At 69.1% G+C, this 11,396-nt stretch carries 11 protein-coding genes; 8 read left to right on the forward strand and 3 right to left on the reverse strand.

The features are described 5' to 3' along the window. Window positions 1-121 precede the first annotated feature (121 nt). Window positions 122-424 (reverse strand): DUF397 domain-containing protein, encoded by a 303-nt coding sequence (locus ABZ192_RS40600; protein WP_356929489.1) that lies wholly within the window; start codon window positions 422-424, stop codon window positions 122-124. A gap of 296 nt (window positions 425-720) precedes the next feature. On the opposite strand from ABZ192_RS40600, the gene rpsO reads away from it, so the two are divergent. The 5 genes from rpsO (at window position 721) to ABZ192_RS40625 (ending at window position 6,155) form a co-directional block, all read left to right on the forward strand. Further along, complete coding sequence (gene rpsO / locus ABZ192_RS40605) at window positions 721-1,008, forward strand: 30S ribosomal protein S15 (protein WP_003993372.1); 288 nt, start codon at window positions 721-723, stop codon at window positions 1,006-1,008. Window positions 1,009-1,313: 305 nt separating this feature from the next. Beyond that, window positions 1,314-3,530 carry a polyribonucleotide nucleotidyltransferase gene (locus tag ABZ192_RS40610; protein WP_086563210.1) on the forward strand — a complete coding sequence of 739 codons (2,217 nt, stop codon included), beginning with the start codon at window positions 1,314-1,316 and terminating at the stop codon, window positions 3,528-3,530. After that, the gene (locus ABZ192_RS40615) at window positions 3,527-4,906 is read left to right on the forward strand and encodes a pitrilysin family protein (RefSeq protein WP_356929490.1); all 1,380 of its coding nucleotides are present in this window, start codon (window positions 3,527-3,529) and stop codon (window positions 4,904-4,906) included. The genes ABZ192_RS40610 and ABZ192_RS40615 overlap by 4 nt, the downstream gene beginning before the upstream one ends. 27 nt (window positions 4,907-4,933) lie before the next feature. Beyond that, window positions 4,934-5,686: a 4-hydroxy-tetrahydrodipicolinate reductase gene (gene dapB / locus ABZ192_RS40620; RefSeq protein ID WP_274820191.1), complete on the forward strand. Its 753-nt coding sequence runs from the start codon at window positions 4,934-4,936 to the stop codon at window positions 5,684-5,686. Between the two features lie 13 nt (window positions 5,687-5,699). Beyond that, on the forward strand, window positions 5,700-6,155 hold the full coding sequence (locus ABZ192_RS40625; RefSeq protein ID WP_355861663.1) for a hypothetical protein: 456 nt from the start codon (window positions 5,700-5,702) through the stop codon (window positions 6,153-6,155). 96 nt (window positions 6,156-6,251) lie between these two features. Here ABZ192_RS40625 and ABZ192_RS40630 read toward each other — a convergent pair whose 3' ends face one another. After that, a complete protein-coding gene (locus ABZ192_RS40630) occupies window positions 6,252-6,806 on the reverse strand; it encodes a hypothetical protein (RefSeq protein ID WP_356929491.1) in 555 nt (184 codons plus the stop codon). 112 nt (window positions 6,807-6,918) lie between these two features. Further along, window positions 6,919-7,161 (reverse strand): hypothetical protein, encoded by a 243-nt coding sequence (locus ABZ192_RS40635; RefSeq protein WP_356929492.1) that lies wholly within the window; start codon window positions 7,159-7,161, stop codon window positions 6,919-6,921. A gap of 177 nt (window positions 7,162-7,338) precedes the next feature. Between ABZ192_RS40635 and thyX the strand changes: the two genes are divergently transcribed. The 3 genes from thyX (at window position 7,339) to ABZ192_RS40650 (ending at window position 11,031) form a co-directional block, all read left to right on the forward strand. Then, complete coding sequence (gene thyX, locus ABZ192_RS40640) at window positions 7,339-8,079, forward strand: FAD-dependent thymidylate synthase (RefSeq protein WP_356929493.1); 741 nt, start codon at window positions 7,339-7,341, stop codon at window positions 8,077-8,079. A 211-nt stretch (window positions 8,080-8,290) separates the two neighbouring features. Next, window positions 8,291-9,190 (forward strand): 4-hydroxy-tetrahydrodipicolinate synthase, encoded by a 900-nt coding sequence (gene dapA / locus ABZ192_RS40645; protein ID WP_356929494.1) that lies wholly within the window; start codon window positions 8,291-8,293, stop codon window positions 9,188-9,190. 155 nt (window positions 9,191-9,345) lie between these two features. Beyond that, on the forward strand, window positions 9,346-11,031 hold the full coding sequence (locus tag ABZ192_RS40650) for a ribonuclease J (RefSeq protein ID WP_356929495.1): 1,686 nt from the start codon (window positions 9,346-9,348) through the stop codon (window positions 11,029-11,031). Window positions 11,032-11,396 lie beyond the last annotated feature (365 nt).

Below are 11,396 nucleotides of genomic sequence, written 5' to 3' on the forward strand. Positions count from 1 at the left end.
GTGAAGAACCACGAACTCTCTTGCTTCACCGCACAAAGAAGAAGCGCGACGAGGGGTGGCCGGCCACCGGCCCGCCACCCCCTCGTCGCGCTCCGCGCGACTACTGCCGCAACTACCGCGACTACTGCACGGACTCCGCCTGCGAGCCCCCGCTGTGCGACCGCGGCTCCAGATCGAACTCCCCGTCCCGCGCTCCCAGCACGAACGCCCGCCACTCCGCCTCGGTGTAGCGCAGCACCGTATCCGGGTCGAGCGAGGACCGCATCGCCACCGCCCCCTCGGGCAGGTACGCGATCTCGACCCGCTCCTCGTGCTCCTCGGTGCCCGGCGCGCAGTGCCACTCGACACCGGAGATGTCGAGGGCGTAGAGCTCGTCCCGCTCCCGCTCCTTGCGTGCCTTGATCTCCTCAGCCGTCTCCGCCATGCCGTAGCGACCCCTTCCCGACGTACCGGTTCCGAACGTCCGGATGCCGTACGAACGATCCGAACCTGCTCACCCTAGTGGCGCGGGCCGCCCCGGCCGGCGGGTTCGGGGACCAGCGCAAAGACGGCCCTGACCGCCTGGTACCCTGGTCGACGGCCGTTTGTGTACGCACCCCCGGAGCGAGCTCTCGCCCTGGAGGCCGCGCTCAGCGGATCCCCGCCTCCCGAGTAACGGAAGCTCCCCCGAGACACAGACCGGGGGCACTCGGTGGCCATCACAGACTACGAGGAGTACGCGTGCCGCTCGACGCCGCTACGAAGAAGCAGATCATCACCGAGTTCGGCCAGAAGGAGGGCGACACCGGCTCCCCCGAGGTCCAGGTCGCCATGCTCTCGCGTCGGATCTCCGACCTGACCGAGCACCTCAAGACCCACAAGCACGACCACCACTCCCGCCGTGGTCTGCTGATCCTCGTCGGCCAGCGCCGCCGGCTGCTGCAGTACCTGGCGAAGAAGGACATCCAGCGCTTCCGTGCGCTGGTCGACCGCCTCGGCATCCGCCGCGGTGCGGCGGGCGCCAAGTAAGACGCCGTGAAGGGAGCGGTTCCCGGCAGGAAAGGGGACCGCTCCCTTTGCTGTACGTGCGGAGTGTCACCGCTGCTTTGTAGTGTGGTAGCACAACGCAATACGGACGACACAGCACGACAAGAAGAAGAGGGGAAGCGCGCCTAGCCGCCGCCGGTCCTCGGTAGTGGCCCCCGGGGGGAAGCGAGCCCCGGGTGCTTCGATCGAAGACCGGCCCGCACCGCACGGAGCGCTTCTCCGCCACCGTCCCCCTGCCACACGGGCAGCCCGGGACGAAAGACGACAAAGTAACGGAGAAAACGCTAGTGGAGAACGAGACCCACTACGCCGAGGCCGTCATCGACAACGGCACCTTCGGCACCCGCACCATCCGCTTCGAGACGGGCCGCCTGGCCAAGCAGGCCGCCGGCTCCGCCGTGGCGTACCTGGACGACGACACCATGGTGCTGTCGGCCACCACCGCCTCCAAGAACCCCAAGGACCAGCTCGACTTCTTCCCGCTCACGGTGGACGTCGAGGAGCGGATGTACGCCGCCGGCAAGATCCCCGGCAGCTTCTTCCGCCGTGAGGGCCGCCCCTCCGAGGACGCGATCCTCACCTGCCGCCTGATCGACCGCCCGCTGCGCCCCTCCTTCAAGAAGGGCCTGCGCAACGAGATCCAGGTCGTCGCCACGATCATGGCGCTCAACCCCGACCACCTGTACGACGTGGTGGCGATCAACGCCGCCTCCGCGTCCACGCAGCTGGCCGGCCTGCCCTTCTCCGGCCCGATCGGCGGCGTCCGCGTCGCGCTGATCAACGGCCAGTGGGTGGCCTTCCCGACGCACACCGAGCTCGAGGACGCCGTCTTCGACATGGTCGTCGCGGGCCGCGTCCTGGAGGACGGCGACGTCGCGATCATGATGGTCGAGGCCGAGGCCACCGAGAAGACCATCCAGCTGGTCAAGGGCGGCGCCGAGGCGCCGACCGAGGAGGTCGTCGCCGCCGGTCTGGAAGCCGCGAAGCCCTTCATCAAGGTCCTGTGCAAGGCGCAGTCGGACCTCGCCTCCAAGGCCGCCAAGCCGACCGGCGAGTTCCCGATCTTCCTGGACTACCAGGACGACGTCCTCGAGGCGCTCACCGCCGCCGTCAAGCCCGAGCTCGCCCAGGCGCTCACCATCGCCGGCAAGCAGGAGCGCGAGGCCGAGCTGGACCGCGTCAAGCAGCTCGCCGCCGAGAAGCTCCTGCCGGAGTTCGAGGGCCGCGAGAAGGAGATCTCCGCCGCGTACCGCTCGCTGACCAAGACCCTGGTCCGGGAGCGCGTCATCAAGGAGAAGAAGCGCATCGACGGCCGCGGTGTCACCGACATCCGCACGCTGGCCGCCGAGGTCGAGGCGATCCCGCGGGTCCACGGCTCCGCGGTGTTCGAGCGCGGCGAGACCCAGATCCTGGGCGTCACCACCCTGAACATGCTCCGCATGGAGCAGCAGCTGGACACGCTGTCGCCGGTGACCCGCAAGCGCTACATGCACAACTACAACTTCCCGCCGTACTCCACCGGCGAGACCGGCCGCGTCGGCTCCCCGAAGCGCCGCGAGATCGGCCACGGCGCCCTCGCCGAGCGCGCCCTGATCCCGGTCCTGCCGACGCGCGAGGAGTTCCCCTACGCGATCCGCCAGGTCTCCGAGGCGCTCAGCTCGAACGGCTCGACCTCCATGGGCTCGGTCTGCGCCTCCACCATGTCGCTGCTGAACGCCGGTGTGCCGCTGAAGGCCCCCGTCGCCGGTATCGCCATGGGCCTGATCTCCCAGGAGATCGAGGGCGAGACGCACTACGTCACCCTCACCGACATCCTCGGTGCGGAGGACGCCTTCGGCGACATGGACTTCAAGGTCGCCGGCACCAAGGAGTTCGTGACCGCCCTCCAGCTCGACACCAAGCTGGACGGCATCCCCGCCTCCGTCCTGGCCGCCGCCCTCAAGCAGGCCCGTGACGCCCGCCTCCACATCCTCGACGTGATGATGGAAGCGATCGACACGCCGGACGAGATGTCTCCGAACGCCCCGCGGATCATCACCGTCAAGATCCCCGTGGACAAGATCGGCGAGGTCATCGGCCCCAAGGGCAAGATGATCAACCAGATCCAGGAGGACACCGGCGCCGACATCACGATCGAGGACGACGGCACGATCTACATCGGCGCCGTCGACGGCCCGTCCGCCGAGGCCGCCCGTACGACGATCAACGGCATCGCCAACCCGACGATGCCCGAGGTCGGCGAGCGCTACCTGGGCACGGTCGTGAAGACGACCACCTTCGGCGCGTTCGTGTCGCTGCTCCCGGGCAAGGACGGTCTGCTGCACATCTCGCAGATCCGCAAGCTCGCCGGCGGCAAGCGCGTGGAGAACGTCGAGGACGTCCTCGGCGTCGGCGCGAAGGTCCAGGTGGAGATCGCCGAGATCGACTCGCGCGGCAAGCTCTCCCTCATCCCCGTGATCGAGGGCGAAGGCGACGACGACAAGAAGGACGACACCGACCAGTGACGTCGACCAGCTCGACGGCGACGGCCCGCACCTCCTCGGAGGCGCGGGCCGTCGCCCGTACCCAAACCCTCATCAAGGGCACCAACGGCATCGGCGTCGTCCGCAAGACCACCCTCCCCGGTGGCCTGCGCATCGTCACCGAGACCCTCCCCTCGGTCCGCTCGGCCACCTTCGGCATCTGGGCCCACGTCGGCTCCCGCGACGAGACGCCCGCGCTCAACGGCGCCACGCACTACCTCGAGCACCTGCTCTTCAAGGGCACGAACCGCAGGTCCGCCCTGGACATCTCCTCCGCGATCGACGCGGTCGGCGGCGAGATGAACGCGTTCACGGCGAAGGAGTACACGTGCTACTACGCGCGCGTGCTCGACACCGACCTGCCGCTCGCCATCGACGTCGTCAGCGACATGCTGACCGGCTCGCTCATCCTCGAGGAAGACGTCGACGTCGAGCGCGGCGCCATCCTCGAAGAGATCGCCATGACCGAGGACGACCCGGGCGACTGCGTGCACGACCTGTTCGCGCACACGATGTTCGGCGACAACCCCCTCGGCCGCCCGGTCCTCGGCACGGTCGCCACAGTCAACGCCCTGACCGCCGACCGCATCCGCCGCTTCTACAAGAAGCACTACGACCCGACTCACCTCGTGGTCGCGTGCGCCGGCAACATCGACCACGCCAAGGTCGTACGCCAGGTCCGCGCCGCCTTCGAGAAGGCCGGCGCCTTCAAGGAATCCGTCGCCGAGCCCGTCGCCCCGCGCAGCGGCCGCCGCGCCCTGCGCACCGCCGGCCGGGTCGAGCTGATCGACCGCAAGACCGAGCAGGCCCATGTCGTGCTCGGCATGCCGGGCCTGTCCCGCACGGACGAGCGCCGCTGGGCCCTGGGCGTGCTGAACACCGCCCTCGGCGGCGGCATGTCGTCCCGCCTCTTCCAGGAGGTCCGCGAGAAGCGCGGCCTGGCCTACAGCGTGTACTCGTACACCTCGGGCTTCGCCGACTGCGGCCTGTTCGGCGTGTACGCCGGGTGCAGGCCGTCGCAGGTGCACGACGTGCTGAAGATCTGCCGCGACGAACTCGACCACGTCGCCGAGCACGGCCTCTCGGACGACGAGATCGGGCGCGCGATCGGCCAGCTCCAGGGCTCCACGGTCCTCGGCCTGGAGGACACCGGCGCGCTGATGAACCGTATCGGCAAGAGCGAGCTGTGCTGGGGTGAGCAGATGTCCGTCGACGACATGCTGTCGCGGATAGCCTCGGTCACCCCGGACGACGTCCGCTCGGTCGCCCGCGAGATCCTGGGACGGCGGCCCTCCCTGTCGGTCATCGGCCCGCTGAAGGACAAACAGGCGGCCCGCCTGCACGACGCCGTCGCCTGACAACCCCTGGTGAAGGAAGCACAAGAGATGAGCAAGCTGCGCGTGGCGGTCCTCGGCGCCAAGGGCCGGATCGGCTCCGAAGCGGTCCGAGCCGTCGAGGCCGCCGAGGACATGGAACTGGTCGCCGCGCTGAGCCGCGGCGACAAGCTGGAGACGCTGGCCGAGACCGGCGCCCAGGTCGCCGTCGAACTGACCACGCCCGACTCGGTCATGGCCAACCTCGACTACTGCGTACGCCACGGCATCCACGCGGTCGTCGGTACGACGGGCTGGACCGACGAGCGCCTCGCGCAGCTGAAGGGCTGGCTGGAGCAGTCCCCGGAGACGGGCGTGCTCATCGCGCCGAACTTCTCCATCGGGGCCGTCCTGACCATGAAGTTCGCGCAGATCGCCGCCCCGTACTTCGAGTCCGTCGAGGTCGTCGAGCTGCACCACCCGAACAAGGTGGACGCCCCCTCCGGCACCGCCACGCGCACCGCCCAGCTTATCGCCGAGGCCCGCCGCAACGCGGGCTCCGCCCCGGCCCCGGACGCCACGGCCACCGCCCTCGACGGTGCCCGGGGCGCCGACGTCGACGGCGTCCCGGTCCACGCCGTCCGGCTGCGCGGCCTGCTCGCCCACCAGGAGGTCCTGCTCGGCGCGGAGGGCGAGACCCTGACGGTCCGGCACGACTCGCTGCACCACAGCAGCTTCATGCCGGGCATCCTGCTCGGCGCCCGCCGTGTGGGGAGCGTCCCGGGCCTGACGTTCGGCCTGGAACACTTCCTGGACCTGAGCTGAGTCCCTGACCGTCATGCGCGCGAAGCTCACCTACGCCCTCACGGCCGCCGTCCTGGTCGTCTACTTCGTCCTGGTCGGCAGCCGTGGCGTCCTGCTCATCGAGACCGGCACGCCCCTCACCGTCACCTTCGGCGTGGCGGTGCTGATCCTGCCGGCCATCGGCCTGTGGTTCCTGTGGAAGAACACCCAGTTCGTCCGCAGGGCCAACGCCCTCGCCGCCGAACTCGACGCCGAGGGCGGCCTGCCCGTCGACGAACTGAGGCGCACGCCCAGCGGGCGGATCGACCGGGACTCGGCCGACGAGGTCTTCGCCAAGCGCAAGGCCGAGACGGAGGCCGCTCCCGACGACTGGCGCACCTGGTTCCGCCTCGCCGTCGCCTACCACGACGCCCGCGACACCCCGCGCGCCCGCAAGGCGATGCAACGCGCGATCGCCCTGCACGACGGCAAGCAGCCAGAGACGGCCTGAACCGCACCCCGCTCCTGCCGGAACTCATGCCGGAGGGGCCGGACCGTTCGCGGTCCGGCCCCTCCGGCATGAGAATCCGGGGTCACCCGGGGGGCCTCAGTGCGGGCGGTACTCGTCGGCCCAGGCCTCGATGGAGTCCGCCGCCCGGTCGAAGGCCTCGACCCGGCCCAGGAAGTCCGCGTTGTGCGTGGTCAGCAGCGCCGGCCCACCGTCGGGCGACTGCGCCCGCCGGACGAGCAGCAGCGCCTGCCCCTGCACCGTCCGGGGCAGCCCCAGCCAGCGCACCGGCTGCTGCACCGTACGCACGGCGGCGACCTGCTCCCAGGACGCCGTACGTGTGGTGAGGAAGCCCACGTGCCGCAGCCCGCGCGCGCTCACCCACACACCCACGCGCAGCAGCCGCAGCGCCCCGGCGATGACCAGCAGCGCGAGCCCGAAGACCACACCGGCCGAGGCCGGTTCGGCCGTCGCCGCGATGATGACCGCCGCGAACAGCACGAACGAGGCGAGCAGCAGCGCCAGCGCGGCCGCCGCCACCCGCCAGGGGCCGGGCCGGTACGGCCGCCGCCAGCGGTCACGGTCGTCGTAGGGCAGCGGAATGTCGTCCGTCGCCTCGAAAACGCGGTCGGCCGTCAGGAAGGGCAGGGGCACGGCTGGTCCTCACTCGATCCATGCGTGGGCTGTGCCCGGTGAGGCTACCGATCTGTGTCCCCGGTCACCACTGGCGGGGGGCCGGATGGAGTCATCGCCGGTCTGCGGCGGCTCAGTTCTTCTGCGACGCCTGCGACTGCTGGGGCTGCGAGCCCGGGTTGTCGCCCGTCGACAGCGCGGGCGTCCCGATGACCAGGGAGCCCACGAGCCCCGCCACGATGGTCAGACCCAGCAGCCAGCGCCCGGCCATCTGGCCGGCGGACAGCCGCTCACGCGGTGGGGGAGTGACATTACTGCGGAACCTGTCGGCCTCAGCAACAAAGGCAAACGGTACGGGTTCACGCCGACCGAACATCAGGGGTGCTTCTCCCTTCGGGGATGGAACGAATCACTCTCGTCCCTGAAGACGAACGAACTCCCTCAGTGGTGCCCTGTTTCACCGACTTCATTGCGGCACGCCACCGATCGGACGGATTCCGCCGGGCCGTAGAGTGGCGTCGCCACACGACGAGATGGGAAGGCCCTGCCAACCGTGACCGACACCCCCGCCGACGACCCCAAGCCCAGCTACCGCAGCGATGTGACCGTCGAGCTGGTCAAGCACACCGCGTCCGACGCGGACGTCCTGTTCGCCGCCCGTGTCTCGACCCTCGGCGAGCAGTCCCTGGACGAGCTGAACAAGGACCCCGAGCGCTCCAAGGGCCTGATCAACTACCTGATGCGGGACCGGCACGGCAGCCCCTTCGAGCACAACTCGATGACCTTCTTCATCAGCGCCCCGATCTTCGTCTTCCGCGAGTTCATGCGGCACCGCGTCGGCTGGTCGTACAACGAGGAAAGCGGCCGCTACCGCGAGCTCCAGCCGGTCTTCTACGTCCCCGACGAGTCCCGCAAGCTCGTCCAGGAGGGCCGCCCCGGCAAGTACGTCTTCGTCGAGGGCACCCAGGCCCAGCAGGAGCTCGTCGGCCGCGTGATGGAGGACTCCTACCGTCATGCGTACGAGGCCTACCAGGAGATGCTCGCCGCCGGCGTCGCCCGCGAGGTCGCCCGCGCGGTCCTCCCGGTCGGCCTGTACTCCTCGATGTACGCCACCTGCAACGCCCGCTCGCTGATGCACTTCCTCGGCCTGCGCACCCAGCACGAGCTGGCCAAGGTCCCGTCCTTCCCGCAGCGCGAGATCGAGATGGTCGGGGAGAAGATGGAGGCCGAGTGGGCCCGGCTCATGCCGCTCACCTACGCGGCCTTCAACGCGAACGGACGCGTGGCGCCCTGACGCGCCCCGGTTCCCCGATCAGGTACAGATGTACGGTTCAGCCGCACGAAGTGTCCGTATTGCGGCATTTCGAGAAGTTCATCTAGCCTGATCAAACGGGTCCGGCACTGCTTGAACCCCCGAGCAAGCAGTGCCGGGCTCCACTTTTGTCACGACTTGTCGCCTCCCCCTAGGGCAGACCCGGTTCTGAGCAACGAGTAGCGTGTAACCCATGGCTCCGACCTCGACTCCGCAGACCCCCTTCGGGCGGGTCCTCACCGCCATGGTCACGCCCTTCAAGGCGGACGGCGCACTCGACCTCGACGGCGCGCAGCGGCTCGCCACCCACCTGGTGGACGCAGGCAACGACGGCCTGGTCATCAACGGCACCACGGGCGAGTCGCCGACGACCAGCGATGCGGAGAAAAGGGATCTCGTACGGGCGGTCCTGGAGGCGGTCGGCGACCGTGCCCATGTCGTGGCCGGGGTCGGCACCAACGACACCCACCACAGCATGGAACTCGCCCGCGCGGCGGAGCGCACCGGCGCACACGGCCTGCTCGTCGTGACCCCGTACTACAACAAGCCCCCGCAAGAGGGCCTCTACCGGCACTTCACGGCCATCGCCGACACCACCGGGCTGCCGGTCATGCTCTACGACATCCCCGGCCGCAGCGGCGTCCCGATCAACACGGAGACGCTCGTCCGCCTCGCCGAGCACCCCCGGATCGTCGCCAACAAGGACGCCAAGGGCGACCTGGGCCGGGCGAGCTGGGCCATCGCCCGCTCCGGCCTCGCCTGGTACTCCGGCGACGACATGCTGAACCTGCCCCTGCTCTCCGTGGGCGCGGTCGGCTTCGTCTCCGTCGTCGGCCACGTGGTCACCCCCGAGCTGCGCGCCCTGGTCGACGCGTACACCTCGGGCGACGTCCAGAAGGCCACCGAGATACACCAGAAGCTGCTCTCGGTCTACACGGGCATGTTCCGCACCCAGGGCGTGATGACGACCAAGGCGGCGCTCGCCCTGAAGGGCCTGCCCGGCGGGCCCCTGCGCGCCCCCATGGTCGAGTGCGCGCCGGAGGAGATCGAACAACTCAAGATCGATCTTGCCGCCGGCGGGGTACAGCTCTGACATCAGACTTCGCGCGGTCCCCCGCGCACTGGCTTCACAACTGAATAAGCGGGCCACCGGTGCCCGCACCACTCCATACGACAACTGCTTCTGCACGAACGTCACGCGCGCCACGTGCCCTACCGGTACGTGGCGCGTGTGGTGAGGAGAGTCTTTTGAGTCATCCGCATCCCGAACTCAGCCCGCCGCCGCCGCTCCCCGAAGGCGGCCTGCGGGTCACCCCGCTCGGCGGCCTCGGCGAAATCGGCCGGAACATGACGGTCTTCGAGTACGGCGGCCGCCTGTTGATCGTCGACTGCGGAGTGCTCTTCCCCGAGGAGGAGCAGCCCGGAATCGACCTGATCCTGCCGGACTTCTCGTCCATCAGGGACCGCCTCGACGACATCGAGGGCATCGTCCTCACGCACGGCCACGAGGACCACATCGGCGGCGTCCCCTATCTCCTGCGCGAGAAGCCGGACATCCCGCTGATCGGCTCCAAGCTGACCCTCGCCCTCATCGAGGCCAAGCTCCAGGAGCACCGCATCCGCCCGTACACCCTCGAGGTGGCGGAAGGACACCGCGAGCGCATCGGCCCGTTCGACTGCGAGTTCGTCGCGGTCAACCACTCCATCCCCGACGCGCTGGCCGTCGCCATCCGCACCCCCGCGGGCATGGTGGTCCACACCGGCGACTTCAAGATGGATCAGCTCCCGTTGGACAGCCGCCTCACGGACCTCCATGCATTCGCACGCCTGAGCGAGGAGGGCATCGACCTCCTGCTCTCGGACTCGACGAACGCCGAGGTCCCGGGCTTCGTCCCGCCCGAACGGGAGATCTCCAACGTCCTGCGCCAGGTCTTCGCCGGTGCCCGCAAGCGCATCATCGTCGCGAGCTTCGCCAGCCACGTCCACCGCATCCAGCAGATCCTGGACGCGGCGCACGAGTACGGTCGCCGCGTCGCCTTCGTCGGGCGCTCCATGGTCCGCAACATGGGCATCGCGCGCGACCTGGGCTACCTGAAGGTCCCCCCGGGCCTGGTCGTGGACGTCAAGACGCTCGACGACCTGCCGGACAGCGAGGTGGTCCTCGTCTGCACGGGCTCCCAGGGCGAACCCATGGCGGCCCTGTCGAGGATGGCCAACAGGGACCACCAGATCCGCATCGTCCAGGGCGACACGGTGATCCTGGCGTCGTCCCTGATCCCCGGCAACGAGAACGCGGTCTACCGCGTGATCAACGGCCTCACCCGCTGGGGCGCCAACGTGGTCCACAAGGGCAACGCCAAGGTCCACGTCTCCGGCCATGCCTCCGCGGGCGAGCTGCTGTACTTCTACAACATCTGCCGCCCGAAGAACCTGATGCCGGTGCACGGCGAATGGCGCCACCTGCGCGCCAACGCCGAGCTGGGCGCCCTGACCGGCGTTCCGCACGACCGCATCGTCATCGCTGAGGACGGCGTCGCCGTCGACCTCGTCGAGGGCAAGGCCAAGATCTCCGGCAAGGTCCAGGCGGGTTACGTCTACGTCGACGGCCTCTCGGTCGGCGACGTGGGAGAGCCGGCCCTGAAGGACCGCAAGATCCTCGGCGACGAGGGCATCATCTCGGTCTTCGTCGTCATGGACTCGTCCACCGGGAAGATCACCGGCGGCCCGCACATCCAGGCCCGCGGCTCCGGCATCGAGGACTCCGCCTTCGGCGACGTGATTCCCCGGGTCACGGAGGTACTCGAACGCTCCGCCCAGGACGGCGTGGTCGAACCCCACCAGCTCCAGCAGCTCGTTCGCCGCACGCTGGGCAAGTGGGTCTCGGACACGTACCGGCGTCGGCCGATGATCCTGCCTGTGGTCGTGGAGGTCTGACGGTCCGTCGGGCCTGAGCAGGCGCCAACTGGGAGCGGGGCTCCTCGATTTGCATCGAGGAGCCCCGCTCCAGTAGGTTTACAACTCCTTCCGAAGGGGCACCCGGCCGACTCAGGTACGGGAACCATGCCCGGCCGAGGAGGGGAAATCCGACTCAGAAACTTCTGATAAAGTCGGAACCGCCGGAAAGGGAAACGCGGAAGCGGAAACCTGGAAAGCGCCGAGGAAATCGGATCGAGGAAAGATCTGATAGAGTCGGAAACGCAAGATCGAAGGGAAGCGCCCGGAGGAAAGCCCGAGAGGGTGAGTACAAAGGAAGCGACCGTTCCTTGAGAACTCAACAGCGTGCCAAAAGTCAACGCCAG

The organism is Streptomyces sp. NPDC006235 (genome assembly GCF_040613735.1).
Taxonomy (GTDB): domain Bacteria; phylum Actinomycetota; class Actinomycetes; order Streptomycetales; family Streptomycetaceae; genus Streptomyces.

Excerpts from the sequence above, each read along its gene's own strand:
- ABZ192_RS40600 (WP_356929489.1), bottom strand. The coding sequence starts at position 424 with ATGGCGGAGACGGCTGAGGAGATCAAGGCACGCAAGGAGCGGGAGCGG.
- ABZ192_RS40635 (WP_356929492.1), bottom strand. The coding sequence starts at position 7,161 with ATGTTCGGTCGGCGTGAACCCGTACCGTTTGCCTTTGTTGCTGAGGCC.
- ABZ192_RS40625 (WP_355861663.1), top strand. The coding sequence starts at position 5,700 with ATGCGCGCGAAGCTCACCTACGCCCTCACGGCCGCCGTCCTGGTCGTC.
- dapB (WP_274820191.1), top strand. The coding sequence starts at position 4,934 with ATGAGCAAGCTGCGCGTGGCGGTCCTCGGCGCCAAGGGCCGGATCGGC.
- dapA (WP_356929494.1), top strand. The coding sequence starts at position 8,291 with ATGGCTCCGACCTCGACTCCGCAGACCCCCTTCGGGCGGGTCCTCACC.